At 62.7% G+C, this 20641-nt stretch carries 20 protein-coding genes; 11 read left to right on the top strand and 9 right to left on the bottom strand.

Annotated elements, in window-relative coordinates; all coding sequences use genetic code 11:
• Positions 1 to 105: 105 nt before the first annotated feature.
• On the top strand, positions 106 to 270 hold the full coding sequence (locus FB597_RS20335) for a hypothetical protein (RefSeq protein ID WP_183405868.1): 165 nt from the start codon (positions 106 to 108) through the stop codon (positions 268 to 270).
• Here FB597_RS20335 and FB597_RS17820 read toward each other — a convergent pair.
• Together FB597_RS17820 and FB597_RS17815 are read right to left on the bottom strand one after the other, a co-directional pair.
• On the bottom strand, positions 257 to 1198 hold the full coding sequence (locus tag FB597_RS17820) for a LysR substrate-binding domain-containing protein (protein WP_050466812.1): 942 nt from the start codon (positions 1196 to 1198) through the stop codon (positions 257 to 259). The two genes, FB597_RS20335 and FB597_RS17820, sit on opposite strands and share 14 nt — an antisense overlap.
• Positions 1199 to 1296: 98 nt before the next feature.
• On the bottom strand, positions 1297 to 2136 hold the full coding sequence (locus tag FB597_RS17815; RefSeq protein ID WP_141915111.1) for a FadR/GntR family transcriptional regulator: 840 nt from the start codon (positions 2134 to 2136) through the stop codon (positions 1297 to 1299).
• A gap of 348 nt (positions 2137 to 2484) precedes the next feature.
• On the opposite strand from FB597_RS17815, the gene FB597_RS17810 reads away from it, so the two are divergent.
• Positions 2485 to 3918 carry an aldehyde dehydrogenase family protein gene (locus FB597_RS17810; protein WP_141915114.1) on the top strand — a complete coding sequence of 478 codons (1434 nt, stop codon included), beginning with the start codon at positions 2485 to 2487 and terminating at the stop codon, positions 3916 to 3918.
• Positions 3919 to 3977: 59 nt separating this feature from the next.
• A complete protein-coding gene (locus FB597_RS17805; RefSeq protein ID WP_141915117.1) occupies positions 3978 to 4736 on the top strand; it encodes an SDR family oxidoreductase in 759 nt (252 codons plus the stop codon).
• A 137-nt stretch (positions 4737 to 4873) separates the two neighbouring features.
• Here the strand turns inward: FB597_RS17805 and FB597_RS17800 are convergent, their stop codons facing one another.
• Positions 4874 to 6190 carry a CitMHS family transporter gene (locus tag FB597_RS17800; protein WP_144770269.1) on the bottom strand — a complete coding sequence of 439 codons (1317 nt, stop codon included), beginning with the start codon at positions 6188 to 6190 and terminating at the stop codon, positions 4874 to 4876.
• Between the two features lie 590 nt (positions 6191 to 6780).
• On the opposite strand from FB597_RS17800, the gene FB597_RS17795 reads away from it, so the two are divergent.
• Positions 6781 to 8085, top strand: a complete 1305-nt coding sequence (locus FB597_RS17795) for an MFS transporter (RefSeq protein ID WP_141915123.1) — start codon at positions 6781 to 6783, stop codon at positions 8083 to 8085.
• A gap of 59 nt (positions 8086 to 8144) precedes the next feature.
• Here the strand turns inward: FB597_RS17795 and FB597_RS17790 are convergent, their stop codons facing one another.
• The gene (locus tag FB597_RS17790; protein ID WP_141915125.1) at positions 8145 to 9836 is read right to left on the bottom strand and encodes a 2-isopropylmalate synthase; all 1692 of its coding nucleotides are present in this window, start codon (positions 9834 to 9836) and stop codon (positions 8145 to 8147) included.
• Between the two features lie 280 nt (positions 9837 to 10116).
• On the opposite strand from FB597_RS17790, the gene FB597_RS17785 reads away from it, so the two are divergent.
• A complete protein-coding gene (locus FB597_RS17785) occupies positions 10117 to 10932 on the top strand; it encodes a helix-turn-helix transcriptional regulator (protein WP_144770268.1) in 816 nt (271 codons plus the stop codon).
• 8 nt (positions 10933 to 10940) lie between these two features.
• On the opposite strand, the gene FB597_RS17780 is transcribed toward FB597_RS17785, so the two are convergent.
• From FB597_RS17780 to FB597_RS17760, 5 genes are all read right to left on the bottom strand, one after another.
• Positions 10941 to 11240, bottom strand: a complete 300-nt coding sequence (locus tag FB597_RS17780; RefSeq protein WP_144770267.1) for a hypothetical protein — start codon at positions 11238 to 11240, stop codon at positions 10941 to 10943.
• A gap of 104 nt (positions 11241 to 11344) precedes the next feature.
• The gene (locus FB597_RS17775) at positions 11345 to 12055 is read right to left on the bottom strand and encodes an ABC transporter ATP-binding protein (RefSeq protein WP_144770266.1); all 711 of its coding nucleotides are present in this window, start codon (positions 12053 to 12055) and stop codon (positions 11345 to 11347) included.
• On the bottom strand, positions 12048 to 12806 hold the full coding sequence (locus FB597_RS17770; RefSeq protein WP_144770265.1) for an ABC transporter ATP-binding protein: 759 nt from the start codon (positions 12804 to 12806) through the stop codon (positions 12048 to 12050). Before FB597_RS17770 ends, FB597_RS17775 begins: the two co-directional genes overlap by 8 nt.
• The gene (locus tag FB597_RS17765) at positions 12803 to 14098 is read right to left on the bottom strand and encodes a branched-chain amino acid ABC transporter permease (protein WP_144770264.1); all 1296 of its coding nucleotides are present in this window, start codon (positions 14096 to 14098) and stop codon (positions 12803 to 12805) included. Before FB597_RS17765 ends, FB597_RS17770 begins: the two co-directional genes overlap by 4 nt.
• Before the next feature lie 4 nt (positions 14099 to 14102).
• Positions 14103 to 15050, bottom strand: a complete 948-nt coding sequence (locus FB597_RS17760) for a branched-chain amino acid ABC transporter permease (RefSeq protein ID WP_141915141.1) — start codon at positions 15048 to 15050, stop codon at positions 14103 to 14105.
• A gap of 165 nt (positions 15051 to 15215) precedes the next feature.
• Between FB597_RS17760 and FB597_RS17755 the strand changes: the two genes are divergently transcribed.
• The 6 genes from FB597_RS17755 (at position 15216) to FB597_RS17730 (ending at position 20582) form a co-directional block, all read left to right on the top strand.
• Positions 15216 to 16703, top strand: a complete 1488-nt coding sequence (locus tag FB597_RS17755; protein ID WP_144770263.1) for a YdiU family protein — start codon at positions 15216 to 15218, stop codon at positions 16701 to 16703.
• Between the two features lie 52 nt (positions 16704 to 16755).
• On the top strand, positions 16756 to 17151 hold the full coding sequence (msrB, locus tag FB597_RS17750) for a peptide-methionine (R)-S-oxide reductase MsrB (protein ID WP_144770262.1): 396 nt from the start codon (positions 16756 to 16758) through the stop codon (positions 17149 to 17151).
• A gap of 62 nt (positions 17152 to 17213) precedes the next feature.
• Positions 17214 to 17834: a septation protein A gene (locus FB597_RS17745; RefSeq protein ID WP_144770261.1), complete on the top strand. Its 621-nt coding sequence runs from the start codon at positions 17214 to 17216 to the stop codon at positions 17832 to 17834.
• On the top strand, positions 17831 to 18115 hold the full coding sequence (locus FB597_RS17740; protein WP_141915151.1) for a BolA family transcriptional regulator: 285 nt from the start codon (positions 17831 to 17833) through the stop codon (positions 18113 to 18115). The genes FB597_RS17745 and FB597_RS17740 overlap by 4 nt, the downstream gene beginning before the upstream one ends.
• 82 nt (positions 18116 to 18197) lie before the next feature.
• Positions 18198 to 18974: a peptidylprolyl isomerase gene (locus FB597_RS17735; RefSeq protein WP_141915153.1), complete on the top strand. Its 777-nt coding sequence runs from the start codon at positions 18198 to 18200 to the stop codon at positions 18972 to 18974.
• A 507-nt stretch (positions 18975 to 19481) separates the two neighbouring features.
• Positions 19482 to 20582 carry a porin gene (locus tag FB597_RS17730; RefSeq protein ID WP_144770260.1) on the top strand — a complete coding sequence of 367 codons (1101 nt, stop codon included), beginning with the start codon at positions 19482 to 19484 and terminating at the stop codon, positions 20580 to 20582.
• Positions 20583 to 20641 lie beyond the last annotated feature (59 nt).

Genomic DNA, 20641 nt, shown 5'->3' with positions numbered 1-20641 from the left:
CAAACCGTCTGTCCACGTCAGCAGTGTAAAAAGCATCCACGGCAACCACTATCAGAAGAGTCCATCAGGCCATGTAGGCATTGGCTGTAGGAGATGAAGGAAAGCATGAAGATGAGCTTGCCGGTTGCAGCCAGCATTGACGCCCGTTGCGGGATCGATGTACGCCTGTTGATGCGATTTGCAGGCGATTTAAGAGATGTTGAGGAAAAACCCGGACAAGCAGCGATGAGGCTTTGGGCCGCCCCGACGCCGGCGCTTATTCCCGTTTGAGCAGCTCGGTATGCCCCCATTTGCCGGAGCGGCACAATTCGTCGGTCACATCGAGCACCAGTTGCTCGACCGCGGCGGCGGCATTGGTCAGGGGGATGTTCTTGGAGGCGCACAAGGCCAGCGTGCGCGAAATCTTTTCCCCGGCGATGGAATGCGCGACCATTTCCCCGCGCTCGATGTCCGCCAGCAGCGGCGCCACCGGCAGGATGGTGGCGCCGATATCGGCCAGGATGGCCGATTTCAGGATCGCCACCGAATTGATCTCGATCACGTTCTCCAGCGCCATGCCCCTGGAGCGCACCAGGTTCTCGATGCGCGGCCGCACGCCATGCGCCAGCCCCGGCAGGATCAGCGGCGCCTCGATCGCCTTGGCCAGTTGCACCCCGCGGCGCCCGGAAACGCCATAACGCGACTTGGCGCGGGTGATGTACATCATCTCTTCCTCGATCATCGGGGTGGTGGCGAAGGAAGACAGCTGGCCGTCGTCGAACAGCACCGCCAGGTTGATGCGGCCGGACTTCAACTGGGTGATCAGGTTGCCGGTCAGCTCCTCGGTCAGCTGCAACGTGATCTCGGGATAGGTGGAGCGCACCGCATTGAGCAGCGGCAGCGCCAGCGCGTTGGAAACGCTTTGCGGAATTCCCAGCGCCACCGTGCCGGAGGGCTTGTCGGTCGATTGCGCCACGGCCTGCTTGGCGTCCTGGATCTGCTTCAGGATCGCCAGCGCATGTTCATAAAACACCTTGCCGGCGTCGGTGGCGATCACCCCCTGGGCCGAGCGGTGCAGCAATTGCGCCTCCATCTCGTCTTCCAGCTGGCGGATCTGCTGGGTCAGGGCCGGCTGCGCGATATGCAGCACGCGCGCGGCGCGTGAGAGGGAGCCGTGGTCGACGATGGCGACGAAATACCGCAGTTGACGCAATTCCATTCGGGCAGATTCCAGTGGTTCGTGATTGATTGTCTTGTGCCGGCCGGCGCATCATTTGTCAATTTGTTTGACAACATGGGCCAATGCAGTCTCTGGCGCTACATCCCCGGCCGGCTGTTGAACATGCGCGTGCGGGCGTTCTCGATATGGCCCCGCATGGCGCGCCGCGCCCCTTCGGCATCCTGCTCGCGGATCAGGTTGAAGATATGGCGGTGCTCGTCCATCGCATCCTGCGAACGCTTCCATGGCGGGATATGCATCAGGTGGCGCAGCATGTTGACGGCGTGGCTGACATCGTATTCCAGCGTCTTCATCACCTGCACGAAACGCACATTGGCGGTGGCCATGGCGATCGCCTCATGGAAAGCGAAATCGAAATGATGGGCGATACCGCCCACGGCATTGGCCTGTTCGAAGCCTTCCAGCAGGCGCTCCATCTTCTCCAGGTCCTGCGCATTGCGGCGCAGCGCAGCCATGTAGGCGCATTCCGGCTCGATCACCAGGCGCAGCTCCAGGCCGTTCATGATGTGGCCGATGCGGGTCTCGGGCTCGGCATCCTGCGGCGTCGTCGCCAGGCCCGGCTTTTCCTTCACGTAGGTGCCGGAACCGCGGATCGACTCGACCAGCTGGTCTTCGCGCAGGCGGTCCAGCGCCTGCCGCACCACCGGCCGCGACACGTCAAACAGCGTGGCCAGGTCATTTTCCGCCGGCAGCTTGCTGCCGACCGCGATACGGCCTTCGACGATGGCGTGGAACAGCGTCTCGTAGATGCGTTCGGCAAAACGCTCCGGACGCACCGGCCCCAGGCCGGCCGCGGCCAGCGTCAGGATTTCCGGCGAACCGCCGGCGCCGCGCGCCACGTTCTTCAAATTGACAACTTTGGCCGATACCTCGCCGCTGGCCGCATCGGGGCGGCGCGGCTGGCTGGACTTCGACATATCGTCCCTCCCCGCTTGGAAACCGTTTCACAATGAAACGGCTTCTTCATCTGTCGCACGAGGGGCATGGTAGCGGATTTGCCGCGGATGCAGATAGTTTTTGCCAAAGCTGGCGCGCATTAAATAAGTAAAATAAATTGACAGCTTTTAAGGGCTGCCTTAGATTGAGCACCCATAAACCGCGCCGCCATCGCCCAGCATCACCAAGCCTTGCAGCGGACGCCACAGAACGACAGGAGACCACGTCCCATCGGGTTCGCGCATATCCAGCATATCGCGCCGGCCCGCCCTGCCGTTTCGCCTTGCCTCAGCACCTGCCCAGGACTCAACCGAAAGGACGCATCGCCCATGAAACAGCACTTCATCGACAACCGCTGGGTCGCTCCCGCTTCCGGCGAAAGCATTCCGGTCATCGATCCCTCCGATGGCCAGGCCTTCGAGGCCATCGCGCGCGGCAACGAGACCGACGTCGAACGCGCCGTCAAGGCCGCGCGCCGCGCCTACGAAGGTGCCTGGGGCAAGCTGTCGGCCGCCGAACGCGGCCGCCTGCTGATGAAATTGTCGATCAGGCTGCAGGAACACCAGGAAGAACTGGCCCAGCTGGAAGGCCGCGACTGCGGCAAGCCGATGAAGCAGGCGCGCGCCGATGCGGCCGCCATCGTGCGCTACTTCGAGTTCTACGCCGGCGCGGCCGACAAGCTGCATGGCGACACCATCCCCTACCAGGCCGGCTACACCGTGCTGACGCTGCGCGAACCGCATGGCGTGACCGCGCATATCGTGCCCTGGAACTATCCGATGCAGATCTTCGGCCGCTGCGTGGGCGGCGCGCTGGCCGCGGGCAACACCTGCGTGGTCAAGCCGGCCGAAGACGCCTGCCTGTCCATCCTGCGCGTGGCCGAGCTGGCGGCCGAGGTCGGTTTCCCCGAAGGCGCGCTCAACATCGTCACCGGCTATGGCCATGAGGCCGGCGACCTGCTGGTCAAGCATCCCGACATCGACCACGTTTCCTTCACCGGTTCGCCCAGCATCGGCAAGGTGGTGGTGCGCGCCGCCGCCGAGCACCATACGCCGGTGACGCTGGAACTGGGCGGCAAGTCGCCGCAGGTGGTGTTCGACGACGCCGATATCGACGCCATGCTGCCGGTGGTGGTCAACGCCATCGTGCAAAATGCCGGACAGACCTGTTCCGCCGGCAGCCGCTTGCTGGTGCAGCGCGGCGCTTATGAAAAAGTGCTGGATCGCCTGGGCCAGCTGTTTTCCAAATTGCGCGTGGGTTCCTCGCAGATGGACCTGGATTGCGGCCCGCTGATCCGCAAGACGCAGCAGGAACGCGTGGCCGGCTTCCTGTCCGACGCCCGCAGCGACAAGATCGCCATCGTCGCCCAGGGCAGCATCGATTCCAAGTCGCCCGCTTCCGGCTTCTACCAGGCGCCCACGCTGTTGCGCGACGTGCCGCCGCAGCACCGCCTGGCGCAGGAGGAAGTGTTCGGGCCGGTATTGGCCGCGATGCCTTTCGACGACGAAGTCGAGGCGATCCGCCTGGCCAACGGCACCGACTACGGCCTGGTGGCCAGCGTCTGGACCAATGACGGCGCGCGCCAGTTGCGCATGGCGCGCGCCATCCGCAGCGGCCAGGTATTCATCAACAACTACGGCGCCGGCGGCGGCGTCGAGCTGCCCTTCGGCGGCGTCAAGGCCAGCGGCCACGGGCGCGAGAAAGGTTTCGAAGCCCTGTACGGCTTCACCGTCCTGAAAACCATCGCGATCCGCCACGGTTGATGCCGCGGCTGATGCGCCAATCACTCATCATTGAACAGAATCACCCACAAGGAGACAACATGCGTTTGCAAGACAAAGTGGCCATCGTGACCGGCGGCGGTTCGGGATTCGGCGAAGGCATCGCCAAGGCTTACGCCCGCGAAGGCGCATCGGTGGTGGTGGCCGACATCGGCGAGGCCGGCGGCCTGCGCGTGGTGGAGGAAATCAGGCAAGCCGGCGGGCGCGCCGTCTTCGTCAAGGCCGACGTGTCGAAGGCGGCCGACATGGACCGCCTGCTGGCCGCCGCGCTGGAGCACTACGGCGCCATGCACATCATGGTCAACAATGCCGGCACCACGCACCGCAACCGGCCCATGCTGGAAGTGGAGGAAGCCGAGTTCGACCGCGTCTACGCGGTCAACGTCAAGAGCATCTTCCTGTCGGCCAAGACCTTCGTGCCGCATTTCCGCAAGGTCGGCGGCGGCGTGTTCATCAACATCGCTTCTACCGCCGGCATCCGTCCGCGCCCGGGCCTGACTTGGTACAACGGCAGCAAGGGTGCGGTCATTACCACCAGCAAGTCGATGGCCGCCGAACTGGGGCCGGACAACATCCGCGTGAATTGCGTCAACCCGGTGATCTCGGCCACCGGCCTGCTGTCGGAGTTCATGGGCGTGCCCGACACCCCGGAAAACCGCAAGAAGTTCGTGGCCACGATCCCGATGGGCCGTTTCTCGACCCCGCAGGACATCGCCAATGCCTGCCTCTACCTGGGCTCGGACGAGGCAGCGTTCGTCACCGGCGTGTGCGTGGAAGTCGACGGCGGCCGTTGCGTGTAAGCGCCTGCCCGCGCCCTTCGACAATCGAAGGGCATCTCTGCACCGCAAGCGAAAAAACGCCCGATACGGTGTATCGGGCGTTTTGTTTTGTTGCGATAAAGCCTGTCCAGCCATTGAGGACTAGACGCGCGATAAGGCTACAGGGGAATCACCCCAAGCAGTACGGCGACGCCGAGCAGGCAGAGCGAGAGCCCCCACATCCAAAACAGCGAACAGCGGATATGTTTGCCCATTTCCAGATTGGCCAACCCGAGGGCTAACCAAAGCGCGGGAGAGAATGGACTGATGAAGGTTCCGACCACATTGCCGATCACTAACGCATAGACGGTGACGGCCGGTTCAACCCCGTGCATGGAAACAATCTGCATGACAATCGGAAGCAAGCCGAAATAATAGGCATCGGTACTGAGCACCAACTCCATCGGAAGACCGAAGATGCCGAGGATGATATGCAGATGGGGAACCATGCTGGCTGGCAAGATCGTCACCAGATCGGCCGCAATCGATTTCAGCATGCCGGTGCCATCCATCATGCCAAGGAACGAGCCGGCGGCAAGAATAATGGCGCCCATCATCAACGCATTGGGGGCATGCGCCTTGAAACGCTCCATTTGCATGGGAAGCGATGGGTAATTGACCAGCAGCGCCACCGACAACCCGATCATGAATATATACGCGGACGGCAAAATCCCTACCACCAGCGCACCCAATACGCTCAAGAAGATCAAGGCATTGAGCCAAAGGAGTTTAGGACGCAACAGCGCTTCTTCCGCGCTGGAAAGCCGGTCATGCTCCTCGATATGCTCGCTGCCTGCATGGCCGGCAGACAGCCCCTGGGCCGAAATACGGCGTTTCTCCCTGATTCCCAGGACAACCGCCAGCAATACCAGGAGAACCACGCCCGTAAGCTGCACGGCGATTATCGGGCGCCATAACATACTGACATCGATTCCCGTTACCGCTGCCGCCCGCCCCAATGGCCCGGCCCACGGCAGCATATTGAGTATGCCGGCCCCAAGGGCCAGCACCATCAACATGAGATAGGGGCTCATCCTCAGTTTTTTGTACAGCGGCAACAGCGCCGGGATCGTTAACAAGAATGTCGTTGCACCGGCGCCATCGAGATGCGCCAGCATGCCCAATAATGCCGTGCCCACCGTCACCGCGATCACGTTGCCCTTGGTGATGGTCAGCATCCATTTGATGAGCGGCCTGAACAGGCCGACGTCCTGCATGATTCCGAAAAAAGTGATCGCGAAGATGAACATCGCCGCAACCTGGATCACTTTGCTCAGGCCCTGGGTGAAAAAGACCCCGAGTTCGGCCGGGCCGAAACCCGCCAATATGGCGCCCAGCAACGGGAAAAGAATCAAGCCGATGATCGGCGCCCCTTTCCCCGTCAGCAAGAAGATCACAACAGAGAAAATTGTGAGCAGCCCTAATAGGGTTATCAATGTATGCCTCCGTCTTTTTGATATTTCATCAGTTAATGTTTTTGGGCCTGTGCGTTCGATTCCGGATCGGCGGCGCGACTACTTATCGGCCGGCGCCGATGACCAGGCACTGGCCGTGCCCCTTTTCCAAAAGAATCGAACGGGATTTGAGCGCTACAGGAAAAAGCCGACTATTTGCGGCAGCGTCATTTCCCCGTAAATGCTTGCCGCCGAAAGAATGCCCCATCTTTGTATTTTTTGACGATCTGACGCAAAGGATCTCCGAACTCTTGTATTTGACTCGTATGTGTCTTCGTACATTTTTGAATTCAAGCGATCCGAGCCCCCTCATCTCGCCGCTGCCGCTCAGAAAACATCGAACGATTGGCAACGCATCCTGATAATAATATATTAATTATTATCAGGCTCTGGCGCATCATCTCTCTATATCGCGGCTACCTGGCGATCTATATTGACAACCGCACCGCCGCCACTACAATGCTGGGCACCCGCTGACCCAAGCGATGCTGCGCAAGTCATATGGCCGGATGTGGCTGGATGGCGCAGACAGACAACTATAAATATTCCGCGCACACCTTTTGGAGTGAGACATGACCTACAACGCAGGCCTGAGCGCCTCGTCCGGCAGCACCTTTGAAGATGCCACCTATGCCAAAGTCACCTGGCGGCTGCTGCCGCTGCTGTTCCTGTGCTATGTGGCCTCTTATCTGGACCGCGTCAACGTCGGCTTCGCCAAGCTGCAGATGCTGTCCGACCTCAAGTTCAGCGAAACCGTCTACGGCCTGGGCGCCGGCATCTTCTTCATCGGCTATTTCATCTTCGAAGTCCCCAGCAACATGATCCTGCACAAGGTGGGCGCCCGCCTGTGGATCGCCCGCATCATGATCACCTGGGGCATCATCTCGGGCGCGATGGCGTATGTCACCACGCCGACCATGTTCTACATCATGCGCTTCCTGCTGGGCGTGGCCGAAGCCGGCTTCTTCCCCGGCGTGATCCTGTACCTGACCTACTGGTATCCGGCCGAGCGGCGCGGCAAGATCACCGCGCTGTTCATGACCGGCATCGCCTTGTCGGGCGTGATCGGCGGCCCGCTGTCGGGCTGGATCATGCATTCCATGCCGGGCATCTGGGGCCATACCGGCTGGCAATGGATGTTCATCCTGGAAGCCATTCCTTCGCTGGTCCTGGGCGTGCTGGTCATTGTCTACATGAAAGACCGCATCCGCGACGCGCATTGGCTCAACGAGCAGGAAAAGACCCTGCTGGAAACCAACATCCGCAAGGAAGACAGCCAGAAAGAACATCTCTCGCTGTCGGAGATGTTCGCCAACGGCCGTGTCTGGCTGGGCGCGCTGATCTACTTCTGCTTCGTCATGGGCCTGTATGGCGTGAGCTTCTGGCTGCCGACCATCATCAAGACCACCGGCGTCACCGATCCGCTCAATGTCGGCTTGCTGACGGCGATTCCCTACGCCTTCGCCGCCGTCGCCATGGTGCTGATCGGCCGCAGCGCCGATGCCCGCCGCGAGCGCCGCTGGCACGTCGCGATCCCGGCCTTCCTGGGCTGCGTGGGCCTGCTGGCCTCGACCGTGTACGACCACAACACCGCGATGGCGATGGCTTCGCTGACGCTGGCCAGCGTCGGCATCCTGACCACCCTGCCGCTGTTCTGGAGCCTGCCGACGGCCTTCCTGTCGGGCACCGCGGCGGCGGCCGGCATCGCGCTGATCAACTCGCTGGGCAACCTGGCCGGTTTCGTCAGCCCGTTCCTGGTGGGCTGGCTCAAGGACACCACCCAGAGCACCAATGCCGGCATGTATGTGCTGGCGGCCTCGCTGGTGGTCGGCGGCCTGTTGACCCTGGCCCTGCCGGCCAGGCTGGTGAACAAGTAATACGCTGCCCTGTTGCGGCATACGCGAAAACGGCGGCTCTTTCGGGAGCCGCCGTTTTTTCATTGCGCCATGGCTGGCTCATCTGCGCTCGCCTGCGCAGCGAACCGGGCCGCTGCGCTCAATACCGCCAGAATCGACGCGGTAACGATGTTCGCATGCCGGCCCACGCCAAAGCGCGAACCGGGCACACCGGGCATGGCCGCCTCTACGATGGCCAGCGCCATGGCATCGGAGCCTGCGCCCAGGCTGCGCTCTTCATAACTGTCGATGCGCAGCGGCAGGCCCAGCGCCGCCACCGTCGCGGCGATCGGGCCGTTGCCGGTTCCCTGGCAGGTCTTGAGGCTGCCATCCGCATGCGCCAGTTCCAGCGCGATGCCTTGCCCGTCGGCGTGCTCGAACAGGCGGTGGCTGCGATAAATGACGCCCGGCCGCTCCCGCACCGGGGCCAGGTAGGTGCGCTCGAACGCGTCCCAGATTTGCTCGCTGCTCAGTTCCGTTTCGCTGGCGTCGGCCAGCGCCTGGACAATGGCGCTGAACTCCACCTGCATGCGGCGCGGCATGACGATGCCGTGGTCGCGTTGCAGCAGATACGCAATGCCGCCCTTGCCCGACTGGCTGTTGACGCGCACGATGCTGTCGTAAGTCCGGCCCAGGTCTTTCGGGTCGATCGGCAGGTAAGGCACGCGCCAAGGGGTATTCGCCTTTTGCGCGGCGAAGCCCTTGGCGATGGCATCCTGGTGCGAACCGGAAAATGCCGTGAAGACGAGGTCGCCCACATACGGGTGGCGCGGATGAATGGGCAAGGCGGTACACTCCTCGGCCACGCGCGCGACCGCCGCGATGTCGGAGAAATCCAGCCCCGGCGCGATGCCCTGGGTGTACAGGTTCAGCGCCAGCGTCACCACATCGACGTTGCCGCTGCGCTCGCCATTGCCGAACAGGCAGCCTTCGACACGCTGCGCGCCGGCCAGCATGGCTTGCTCGGCGCAGGCCACGCCGGTGCCCCGGTCGTTATGCGGATGCACTGACAGCACGATGTGCTCGCGCCGCTCCAGCCGCCGGTCCATCCATTCGATCTGGTCGGCGAAAACGTTGGGCGTGGAGACTTCGACCGTGGTCGGCAGGTTGATGATCATCGGCCGCCGCGGCCCGGCATCCCAGGCGCGAATGGCGGCATTGCACACCGCCAGCGAGACCTCCAGCTCGGCCATGCAGAAAGTCTCGGGCGAGTATTGCAAGATCCACTCGGTTTCCGGGTGCGCCGCCGTCAGCCGTTTAAAGAGCGCGATATGGCGTTCAACCATCTCGATGATCTGCGGCACGCTCATGCCGAAGACGATCTCGCGCCAGGCCGGCGCGATGGCGTTATAAAAATGCACGATCACGCGCCGCGCGCCGGCCACGCTGCGCACGGTTTCGGTAATCAGGTCATCGCGCAATTGCGTCATGACCATGGGCGTGACATCTTCGGGGATCTGACCGGCGTCGATGAGGTGGCGCACGATCTCGAAATCGGTGCGCGAGGCGGCGGGAAAACCGACTTCGATTTCCTTGAAACCGATGCGCACCAGTTCATGGAACAAGCGCAGCTTGCGCTCGCGGTTCATCGGCTCGAACAGCGCCTGGTTGCCGTCGCGCAAGTCGGTGGACAACCAGACCGGGGCTTGCGTCAGGACGCGTGAGGGCCATTGGCGGTCGGCGAGATCGACCGGGGAGACGGGACGGTATTTCTGGGAAGGATCGGTCAGCATGAAAAACTCCAGGGGGATCGTTGACACCCGATTCCCCTAGCCTGCAACAAGCTGACGACGGTCGGGGTCAGGGGAAATCAGGGTGGGTCATGGCGCCAACGGACGCGCGCGGACCCCGACCGGGAGCCAGCGGTAGTAGCCGTTGCGAAAGAGTGAATGCGGACATGCGTGGAATGAACCCGGAAGATTGAGTGACGGGGAATATTATTAGGCTTGCGTGCGTCGTCCATCTACATAAAAATAGACAAATTCTTTATTGATTTGGACAAACTGCACTGGCATGGGCTTTTTCTCCCCCGAAGACGGCAGCCATGCGCTCGACCTGAGCGCCCGGGAAGCCCGCGGCTTGCCGATATTCGGTGTCGCCGTGCGCTACCCGGCCGGCCATGTCGTGCCCATGCACGAGCATCCGCACGGCCATCTGATCTATGCGGATCGCGGCCTGTTGCGGGTGGAGGCAGCAAGCGGCCAGTGGCTGGTGCCGCCCACGGCAGCGGTCTGGCTGCGGCCGGGCGTGGCGCACCGGCTGGTGGTGCCGGTGGCGCTGCAGGCGCATGGCCTGTTCGCGCGCGAGGATGTCTGTGCCCGCCTGCCGGCGACCGATTGCGTCGTGCATGTATCCGGACTGCTGCGCGAGCTGATCATGGCGCTGACCCGGGCCGATGCCCCGGCCGCCTCCCCCGAACGCATGCGTTTGCTGGGCGCCCTGTTGGCCGAGGAACTGCACGCCCAGCCCGTTCTTCCGTTCCATCTGCCGTGGCCGGGCGGCAGTGCTGGCGACACCGACGGTCCGATACGCCGCGTATGCCAGGCGCTGCTGGACAGCCCTGGAGATACCGCCACCGCCGCCGAATGGGCGGCCAGGCTGGCGTTGGGCGAAAAAACCTTCCACCGGCGCTTTCTGCAGTCGACCGGCATGAGCTTCGGCAAATGGCGCCAGCAGCTGCGGCTGATGTCGTCGCTTACCCTACTCATGCAAGGAATGCCGATCACCCAAGTGGCGCTGGCAAGTGGCTACGATAGCCACAGCGCCTACACCACGGCATTCAGCAAGCAATTCGGGCAACCGCCTTCCGCATTTGCCGCGAACAGGTAGGAATCCGTTCAACGGCCTTTCAAGGACTTTTTTTCATCGATTTCCTGCGGCGCCAGCAATTGGCGCATGGCCAGCCGCACGGCGTCGGCATGGGTGGCTTGCGGATGCCGGCGCTTCTGCTCACCGATCAACCGATCGACATGGGCGCGGTCGCCGTGGCATAGCTCGGTCATGCGCGCGGTAAGTTCGAGATAGCCTTCAGGGTCGTGCAACCGCTGTCCGCTGCGCTCCACATGCCGCAGCCAGGCACGGTCGGCGGCATAGACGGCGAGAACCCCGACGGCAAGAAACAGCAACCAGTTGAGCATGGATGGCGCTCCGGCAAAAAATGCCGATTGTGGGTACGTCCCGGCCGGCCCGCCATCGGCGGCATCCGAGAAAACCGATGAGAAAACCGATTATTTGCGCAATGTCAGAGCGACAGCCAGTCGCGCTGCACCCGGGCGTCGTCCAGCAATTGCGACGGCGTGCCATGGAACACCACTGCGCCGCGCCCCATCACGTAGAGCCGCTGGGAAATATCCAGCGCGATGGTTTGCCGCTGCTCGATCAGCAGCACCGCCACGCCGCGCTCGCGCAACTGCCGCAGGTAGCCGGCCACCTGCTCCTCCATCTGTGGCGCCAGGCCTTCGGTCGGCTCGTCGATCAGGATCAGCCGGGGATTGCCCATCAGCGCGCGCGCCAGCGACAGCATCTGCTGCTCGCCGCCTGATAAGGCTCCGGCTGCCACCTTGCGCCGCTTGTGCAGCGACGGGAACATGGCGTACATGTCATCGAAGCGCCAGCCATCGGCGGGCTGCTTGCCGCTCTTTTGGCCCAGCCGCAGGTTCTGCTCCACCGTCAAGGTGGGAAAGACGTCGCGGCTTTCCGGCACGTAGGCGATGCCCCGGTGGGCGATGCCATACGTCGGCAAACCGGCGATATCCGCGCCGCCAAAGCGCACCATGCCTTCGCTGCGCACCAGACCGACCAGGGCCTTGAGCAAGGTCGAGCGGCCCGCGCCGTTGCGCCCCAGCACGCTGACGATCTCGCCTGCGCCGACCTCCAGGCTGACGCCTTGCAGCACATGGCTCTGGCCGTACCAGGCGTGCAAATCCTGCACTTCCAGCAACGGGCTAGACATGGCGGCTCCGGTTCAGGTAAAGGCGTTGCACCTCGGGATTGGCGCGGATGCTGCTGGCGTCGTCGCAGGCGATCACGCGGCCGTTGTCCATGACCGCGATGCGGTCGGCCAGGTTGAACACCACTTCCATGTCGTGCTCCACCATCAGCAAGGTCTTGCCAACGGTGACTGCGCGAATCAACGCCACCATCGCTTCGGCCTCGGCGCGGTTCATGCCGGCGGTCGGTTCATCCAGCAGGATCACCGAGGCATCGGCGGCGATGGTGACCGCCACTTCGAGCGCGCGCTGGTCGGCATAGCTGAGTTCGCCGGCGGGCACATGCGCGCGCGCCTGCAGGCCGACCTGCTCCAGCACCGCGCCTGCGCGCTCGGCAGCATCGCGCAGGCGGCCGATGCGGCGCCAGAAGGCGTAGCGGTAGCCGAGTTTCCACAAGACGGCGCAGCGCACGTTCTCAAAGGCCGACAGGCGCGGGAACAGGCTCGATATCTGGAAACTGCGCGCCAGCCCCATGCGGTTGACCTGTTGCGGCGCCAGGCGCGTGATGTCGGAGCCATGCAGCAGGACGCTGCCGCCATCGGCGCGGTAACGCCCCGAAACCAGGTTGAACAGGCTGGACTTGCCGGCGCCGTTGGGGCCGATCAGCGCGCAGCGTTCGCCGGCGCGCAGTTGCAGGTCGACGCCGCCGATGACTTCGGTGCCGTCAAAGGCCTTGCGCACGCCGCGCAGCTCAAGCGCATGGACGCTGCTCATGCCGCCTCCCGCCGTTGCGCCTGTTCGGACAATTCCACCTTCTTCCACGCGGCGCTCCAGCTTGCCGACCACGGCCGGCGCAGGCCGGCAATCGCACCGATGCCGACGCCAACCAGCACGACGGCCAGCAGCCAGGCCGAGACCGCATGCACATCGATACGCAATCCGAACAACACCACCGGCGCCACGCCGCTGCCACTGTCGCTGCCGATGTTGGCCAGGCTGCCCAGGCTCAGTTGGTAAAGCATTTCGGTAGCGAGGACGATGCCCGCCAGCGCCAGCAAACCGGACAATGCCAGCGCCGCCAGCAAGCGCGCCAAGGCAGCATCCAGCGCCCTTGCCCGCATGACGCGAACGAAGTTGTCCACCAGCTTGGCCAGCCCACCGGGCAAGGCCATCACGATCAGGATGAAGAACGCGCCAAGGTAGAACTGCCAGGCCTGGGTATAGGCCGACAGCAGCGAGGCGAACAGCACCCCGACCACGCCGCCGATGATGGGGCCGTAGAAGAAACCGGCGCCGCCGATGAAGGTGAACAGCAGGATGGAGCCGGAACGCAGCGCGCCCACATATTCGGCGCTGACGATCTCGAAATTGATGGCCGACAGGCCGCCCGAGACGCCGGCGAAGAAGGCCGACAGGACCAGCGCCAGGTAGCGCACGCGCTGCGGATCGTAGCCGATGAAGGCGGCGCGTTCCGGGTTGTCGCGCACGGCATTGAGGATGCGGCCCAGCGGCGTGTGCTTCAGGGCATGGATGGCGACAGCGCACACCAGCAGCCAGCCGGCGATCAGGTAATACACCTGGATCTGCGGGCCGTAGCTGATGCCCATGACCGGTTCGCCCACCACCCGGTTGCCGGAAATGCCGCCTTCGCCGCCGAACAGGTCGGGGAACATCAGGGCGCATGCCGATACCAGCTCGACCAGCCCCAGCGTGATCATCGAAAAGGTGGTGCCGGCGCGGCGCGTGGTCAGGTAGCCGAAGACCATGCCGCACAGCGCGCCGACCAGGCCGCCGGCCAGCGGCACCAGCGTAATCGGGAAAGGCAGGCTGCCGTCGCCGATGCGGTTCATCAGGTGGATGGCGCCGAATGCGCCCAGCCCCGAATACACTGCGTGACCGAACGACAGCATCCCGCCCTCGCCCAGCAGCATGTTGTATGAGAGGCAGAGCAGCACCATGGTGCCCATCTGCGACAGCAGAGACAGCGCCGCGCTCTGGGGGAACACCAGCGGCGCGGCCAGCAGCGCCAGCGCGAAACACAGCCAGGGGAGCAAAGGACGATTCATCGCTTCACCCTTCCCGCTTGCCCATCAGGCCCTTGGGCCGCACGATCAACATCGCCACCAGCAGCAAGTACGGCAGGATCGGCGCGACCTGCGCCAGCGTCAGCCGCAGCACCGGCGCCAACGGACCGGAAGACGGGATGTCCAGGCCCAGCGCCCCCAGCATGCCGGCCAGCGAATAATCAAGGGCCACGGCGAAGGTCTGCATCATGCCGATCAGGATGGAAGTAATGAAAGCGCCAGCCAGGGAGCCCAGCCCGCCCACCACCACCACCACGAAAATGATGCTGCCCACCGCCGCCGCCATGCCGGGTTCGGTGACGAAGGCATTGCCGCCGATCACCCCGGCCAGCGCCGCCAGCGCGCAGCCGCCGCCGAACACCAGCATGAATACGCGCGGCACGTTGTGGCCGAGCGCTTCGGCCATCTGCGGATGGGTCAGCGCGGCCTGGATGGTCAGGCCGATGCGGGTATGGCGCAGCAGCAGCCAGATGGCCAGCAGCATGAGCCCGGCCACCAGCAGCATGAAGCCGCGATAGACCGGGAACGCGGTCGAATACAGCGTAAACAGCGTGCCGTCCAACCCGGCCGGGATGCGGTACGGCACCGGCGAGCGGCCCCACACCAGTTGCACCAGCTCCACCACCAGGTAGGACAGGCCGAAGGTAAACAGCAGCTCCGGCACGTGGCCGTAGCGGTGCACGATGCGCAAGCCGTAATGCTCGACCAGCGCGCCGGCCAGGCCGACCAGTACGGGCGCGAGGAACAGCGCCGGCCAGAAGCCGAGCACGCTGGAGATCGAATAGGCCACATAGGCGCCCAGCATGTAGAAGCTGGCGTGGGCGAAGTTGGGCACGCCCATCATGCTGTAGATCAGCGTCAGCCCGGAGGACAGCATGAACAGCAAAAAGCCGTAGCCCAAACCGTTCAGGAAGGTGATCAGTGCGAATTCCAAGGATGCCTTTGCAGCGCGGTACGGAAATTGCCCTCCCGCAATCGCGGCAGAGCTCAAAAGTAGCGCGATCCTATGGGATTAGCGGTTCTCTGTCAAAATGACGGATTACGTGCGGATGCCCCGCCACGCGCTTGCGATCGGCGCCGACGGCACCATTTACCTGCCATGACCATCACTTCAGACGCCCCGGCCGCCTTGCCGGCCTTCGGCAACCGCTTCGCCGACTTGCCGCCGGCCTTTTACACGCGCCTGCAGCCGACCCCGCTGCCCGCGCCCTATCTGGTCGGCTTCAGCGACGAGGCGGCCGCCACCATCGGCATGAGCCGCGCCATGCTGGACGATCCCGCCTGGCTGGACGTATTCACCGGCAACCGCATCGCCGACGGCTCGCAGCCGCTGGCGGCGGTGTACTCCGGGCACCAGTTCGGCGTCTGGGCCGGGCAACTGGGCGACGGCCGCGCGATCTCGCTGGGCGATGTGCCCGCCGCCGACGGCCGCGGCCGCATCGAACTGCAATTGAAAGGCGCCGGCCAGACGCCCTATTCGCGCATGGGCGACGGCCGCGCCGTGCTGCGTTCGTCGATCCGCGAATTCCTGTGTTCCGAAGCCATGGCCGCGCTGGGCATCCCGACCACGCGGGCGCTGGTGGTGACCGGCTCCGACCAGCGCGTCATGCGCGAGACCGTCGAAACCGCCGCCGTGGTTACGCGCATGGCGCCTAGTTTCATCCGCTTCGGCTCGTTCGAGCATTGGTACTACAACCAGCGCTTCGACGAACTCAAGGTGCTGGCCGATGCCGTGCTGGAACAGTTCTATCCCGAACTGCTGCGGCAGGAAAATCCCTACAAGGCGCTGCTGGCGGAAGTCACCCGCCGCACCGCCGAGCTGATGGCGCAGTGGCAGGCGGTCGGCTTCATGCATGGCGTGATGAATACCGACAACATGTCGATCCTGGGCCTGACGCTGGATTACGGCCCGTTCGGCTTCATGGAAGCGTTCGATGCGCGCCATATCTGCAACCATACCGACCAGCAGGGCCGCTATTCCTACCAGATGCAGCCGCGCATCGGCCAGTGGAACTGCTTCGCGCTGGGGCAGGCCATGCTGCCGCTGGTGGGCAGTGTGGAAGACACCGAAGCCGCGCTGGCCGGCTATGAAGCGATATTCGAAGCCAAACAGGATGCGCTGCTGCATGCCAAGCTGGGCTTGCAGACCTTCCAGCCCGATGACGACAAGCTGATCGACGCCATGTTCGCCATCCTGCAGGGCAGCCATGTCGATTTCACGCTGTTCTTCCGCCGCCTGGGCGACTTGCAGGTCGACAACCCGGCCGCCGATGAGCCGCTGCGCGACCTGATCATCGACCGTCCCGCCTTCGATGCCTGGGCCGCGCAATACCGCCAGCGCCTGCGCGCCGAAGACAGCGACGATGCCGGCCGCCGGCTTGCAATGCACGCGGTCAACCCCAAATACGTGCTGCGCAATTACCTGGCCCAGGTCGCCATCGACCGTGCCCGGCAAAAGGATTTCTCGGAAGTGGAAAAGCTGCAGGCCATCCTGCGCCGCCCGTTCGACGAGCAGCCCGAGCACGACAAATACGCCGGCCTGCCGCCGGACTGGGCCAGTCACCTGGAAGTGAGCTGCTCTTCCTGAAAACCATTACACTTCCGGCAACGCCATCGCATCAGCATTACAGGAGCCAGACATGACCAAACGCGTAGAAAAGACCGAAGCCGAGTGGCGCGAGCAACTTGAGCCGATCGAATACCAGGTGGCCCGCGAGGCCGCCACCGAGCGCGCCTTCACCGGCCGCTACTGGGATCACCACGAGGCCGGCACCTATACCTGCGTCTGCTGCGACACGCCGCTGTTCACCTCGGACGCCAAGTTCGATTCCGGCTGCGGCTGGCCCAGCTACTTCGAACCCATCGATGCCGCCAACGTGCGTGAAAAAATCGACCGCAGTTATGGCATGATTCGCACCGAGATCATCTGCAACGTCTGCGACGCCCACCTGGGCCACGTCTTTCCCGACGGCCCGCCGCCGACCGGACTGCGCTATTGCATCAATTCGGCGTCGCTGCGGTTCGACACGGCCTGACGGCCCGGCGGGCGCCGCGGCCGGTTCCTATCGATTACCCCTCTTCCAGAAAAGCCCACGCAATGAAGTTTCTGTTCGACCTGTTCCCCATCATCCTGTTTTTCGGCGTGTTCAAATGGGCCGAAGGCCACCCCTCGACCGCGCAGGAACTGGTGATGCAATACCTGGGCGGCGCCATGTCCAGCGGCACTGTCACCGCGGCGCAGGCGCCCATCCTGCTGTCGACGGCGGTGGCGATCGTCGCCTCGCTGGCGCAGATCGCCTGGCTACTGATGCGCCGGCGCAAGATCGACGGCATGCTGTGGGTGTCGCTGGCGATCATCGTCGTCTTCGGCGGCGCCACCATCTATTTCCGCGACGACACGTTCATCAAGTGGAAACCGACCATCCTGTACTGGTGCTTCGGCTTGGCGCTGCTGTTCTCGCAATTGCTGCTGAAGAAGAACCTGATCCGTGTGATGATGGAAAAGCAGGTCAGCCTGCCGGAGCCCGTCTGGCCCCGCCTGAACCTGGCGTGGATCCTGTTTTTCGCCGCCATGGGCGCGCTCAACCTGTACATCGCGTTCAACTACACGCTCGATACCTGGGTGAACTTCAAGATGTTCGGCAGCATGGGCCTGATGTTCGCCTTCATCATCGGCCAGAGCCTGTTCCTGTCGAAGTACATGAAAGACGCCGAATGAGCGCCGCCGATACGCGGCCCGAACGCATCCGCGAACGGCTGATTGCAACTTTCTCGCCCAGCCAGTGTCTGGTCGAGGACGAGTCCGCCCTGCATGCCGGTCATGCGGGCGCGGCCTCAGGCGGAGGTCATTACAGGGTCCGCCTCGTCTCCGACTTGTTTGAAGGTAAAAATAGGGTTAATCGCCATCGGCTGGTGTATGATTGCCTGTCCGACCTGATGCAGCAAGAGATCCATGCGCTGGCCATTGTGGCGCTCGCCCCATCAGAGGCAACCGACTGAAATCAAGAACAAAGAACAGACGCCACTCCTTCCTGTTTTCATCTCCATTTTGATTTACTCCTTCATTTTCTAGGATTCAATAATGACATTTAAACCTGCTCGTCTGCTGGTTCTGCTGTTTGCAATCGCTTCGATCCCGGCTGTCGCTCAAAACCTGGCTGTCGTCAACGGCAAGGCGATCCCCTCCTCCCGCGCCGACCTGATGGTCAAGCAGATGACCGCCCAAGGCCAGCCTGACAGCCCGCAACTGCGCGGCGCCATCAAGGAAGAGCTGATCAACCGCGAAATCCTGATGCAGGAAGCCGACAAGCAAGGCCTGTCCAGCAGCCAGGACGTCAAGAACCAGCTGGAACTGGCGCGCCAGTCGATCGTCATCCGCGCCCTGATCGCCGACTACCTGAAGAAGAACCCGGTGTCGGACGCCGACATCAAGGCTGAATACGACAAGTTCAAGGCCCAGGCCGGCGACAAGGAATACCATGCCCGCCACATCCTGGTGGACAAGGAAGAAGACGCCAAGGCCATCATCGCCAAGCTGAAGGCCGGCACCAAGTTCGAAGACCTGGCCAAGCAATCCAAGGACACCGGCTCGGCTGCCAACGGCGGCGATCTGGACTGGGCAACCCCGGCCTCCTTCGTCAAGCCGTTCTCCGACGCCATGGTCGCCCTGAAGAAGGGTGACATCACCCAGACTCCGGTGCAGACCCAGTTCGGCTGGCACGTGATCCAGCTGCAAGACGTGCGTCCGGCCAAGGTGCCGACCCTGGACGAAGTCAAGCCGCAAATCGCCGAAGCCCTGCAACAGAAGAAGCTGCAGGCGTATCAGGAAGAACTGCGCAAGAAGGCCAAGGTGCAGTAACACCCTGGCTTTACGGCGGCCAGCGCTGGCCGCCGGAGCGGTATCCGACAAACCCGGTCAAGGCCTCCTTGCCGGGTTTGTTGTTTTACAGGCATGATTTTTGCGCGATTCGCGCCGTCGGGCCTTGCAATGTCCGAATGCCGGCTCCTTGCGCGCGGCATTCCGCTCACTTTTCCATGCACAGTCGCCTTCAGGCGATGCGCCGGAAAAACACCGGGCAACCCATCGATGGATAAGCCCCCAAGAAAAATAATTGTTATTTATTTTTTATCTTTTAATAATTTTTTTATAAATAATTAGAAAAATAAAATAATTCGGCTTCACTTCAATCATTTCACCAATACGCATTCTGCTATTCTTCGATCCTGTCCCAAGCGGGACAAGGCCGTCCGCTCACCAAGCACCAACAGCAAAAGAGCGGCGACAACAGGCATTTCGGGGGAGGCGCACAAGGTCGCTCCGTAATGCCGCACATTACACAACATCGTGGTTTCAGGAGAGACACCTATGAAAAAGAGTTCCTTGTTGCTGATCGCCGCAGGCTTGACCAGCGGCGGCGCGGCGTTTGCACAGACGAACGTGACCATCTACGGCATCGTCGACACCAGCATCCGCTACCTTAGCAATGACAACGCCCAAGGCAACAGCAACTTTCGCATGGACAACGGCGCCATCGCCAACAGCCGTATCGGCTTCAAGGGCACCGAAGATCTGGGCGGCGGCCTGAAGGCCATGTTCCAGTTGGAAAACGGTTTTTCCAGCGACACTGGCGCAATGAGCCAAACCAATACCATTTTCAACCGTCAGTCGTGGGTTGGCCTGCAAGGCAGCTTCGGCAAGGTTCGCGTGGGTCGACAAAATACCCCGCTGTTCGATCTGTTGGCCGATCACTTCGATCCGTTGACAGTGGGTAACTACGAAACCAATTCGTGGCTCCCGGCCGCAGCCAGCCGTATCCGCACCAGCAACATGGTGCGTTATGACGGTGACTTCGGCCCTGTGTCTGCCTCGGTTAGCTACGCTTTCGGTGAAGTCGCTGGCTCGACTCGTAGTGGTAGCCAGTTCAGCAGCGCCTTGCGTTACACCGCTGGTGCCTTCGCCATTGGCGGCGGCTTCCAACAAACCAATGACAACAGCCAAAACAAGGACACCGCCTACAACCTGTCGGCATCCTATGACTTTGGCGCGACCAAGCTGTTTGGTGGCTACTTCAACATCAAGGATGCCACTGGCATGACTGCGGTCTACATGGCTGCCAATACCTGGTCCATCGCTGGCGCTAATGGCGGCCTGGCGGGTACTCAACGCAAGGACACCGGTTTCTTCCTGGGTACCAGTTACAAGGCCACCAGCGCCCTGACCCTGACCGGCGCGTTCTACTACGACAAGAGCAAGAACGTGGCTTACACCGGCCTGGGTAATGTCGGCGACGGCAAGCGTTATGCTGTGGTTGGCTGGGCCGAATATGCACTGTCCAAGCGTACCCAGTTGTACACCACGATCGACTACAACAAGGCCAAGGACGCTGCTGTGTACGAGCTGACCAACTCGGCTTCGGGCAAGAACAGCCTGACCACCGTGGGCATGGGCATCCGCCACATTTTCTGATCCAGCCTGAACCGCGCCGCATGCCCCACAAAGGCTGCGGCGCAAGTCAGACGATTCAG

The sequence above is a fragment of the Herbaspirillum sp. SJZ099 genome, from assembly GCF_007828355.1.
In the GTDB taxonomy this organism is placed as follows: domain Bacteria; phylum Pseudomonadota; class Gammaproteobacteria; order Burkholderiales; family Burkholderiaceae_D; genus Herbaspirillum.
The sequence above is the reverse complement of the archived record's forward strand: the minus strand, read 5'-3'. Positions and strand labels throughout refer to the sequence as shown.

Excerpts from the sequence above, each read along its gene's own strand:
- FB597_RS20335 (WP_183405868.1), top strand. The coding sequence starts at position 106 with ATGAAGATGAGCTTGCCGGTTGCAGCCAGCATTGACGCCCGTTGCGGG.
- FB597_RS17820 (WP_050466812.1), bottom strand. The coding sequence starts at position 1,198 with ATGGAATTGCGTCAACTGCGGTATTTCGTCGCCATCGTCGACCACGGC.
- FB597_RS17815 (WP_141915111.1), bottom strand. The coding sequence starts at position 2,136 with ATGTCGAAGTCCAGCCAGCCGCGCCGCCCCGATGCGGCCAGCGGCGAG.
- FB597_RS17810 (WP_141915114.1), top strand. The coding sequence starts at position 2,485 with ATGAAACAGCACTTCATCGACAACCGCTGGGTCGCTCCCGCTTCCGGC.
- FB597_RS17805 (WP_141915117.1), top strand. The coding sequence starts at position 3,978 with ATGCGTTTGCAAGACAAAGTGGCCATCGTGACCGGCGGCGGTTCGGGA.
- FB597_RS17795 (WP_141915123.1), top strand. The coding sequence starts at position 6,781 with ATGACCTACAACGCAGGCCTGAGCGCCTCGTCCGGCAGCACCTTTGAA.
- FB597_RS17790 (WP_141915125.1), bottom strand. The coding sequence starts at position 9,836 with ATGCTGACCGATCCTTCCCAGAAATACCGTCCCGTCTCCCCGGTCGAT.
- FB597_RS17785 (WP_144770268.1), top strand. The coding sequence starts at position 10,117 with ATGGGCTTTTTCTCCCCCGAAGACGGCAGCCATGCGCTCGACCTGAGC.
- FB597_RS17780 (WP_144770267.1), bottom strand. The coding sequence starts at position 11,240 with ATGCTCAACTGGTTGCTGTTTCTTGCCGTCGGGGTTCTCGCCGTCTAT.
- FB597_RS17775 (WP_144770266.1), bottom strand. The coding sequence starts at position 12,055 with ATGTCTAGCCCGTTGCTGGAAGTGCAGGATTTGCACGCCTGGTACGGC.
- FB597_RS17770 (WP_144770265.1), bottom strand. The coding sequence starts at position 12,806 with ATGAGCAGCGTCCATGCGCTTGAGCTGCGCGGCGTGCGCAAGGCCTTT.
- FB597_RS17765 (WP_144770264.1), bottom strand. The coding sequence starts at position 14,098 with ATGAATCGTCCTTTGCTCCCCTGGCTGTGTTTCGCGCTGGCGCTGCTG.
- FB597_RS17755 (WP_144770263.1), top strand. The coding sequence starts at position 15,216 with ATGACCATCACTTCAGACGCCCCGGCCGCCTTGCCGGCCTTCGGCAAC.
- msrB (WP_144770262.1), top strand. The coding sequence starts at position 16,756 with ATGACCAAACGCGTAGAAAAGACCGAAGCCGAGTGGCGCGAGCAACTT.
- FB597_RS17745 (WP_144770261.1), top strand. The coding sequence starts at position 17,214 with ATGAAGTTTCTGTTCGACCTGTTCCCCATCATCCTGTTTTTCGGCGTG.
- FB597_RS17740 (WP_141915151.1), top strand. The coding sequence starts at position 17,831 with ATGAGCGCCGCCGATACGCGGCCCGAACGCATCCGCGAACGGCTGATT.
- FB597_RS17735 (WP_141915153.1), top strand. The coding sequence starts at position 18,198 with ATGACATTTAAACCTGCTCGTCTGCTGGTTCTGCTGTTTGCAATCGCT.
- FB597_RS17730 (WP_144770260.1), top strand. The coding sequence starts at position 19,482 with ATGAAAAAGAGTTCCTTGTTGCTGATCGCCGCAGGCTTGACCAGCGGC.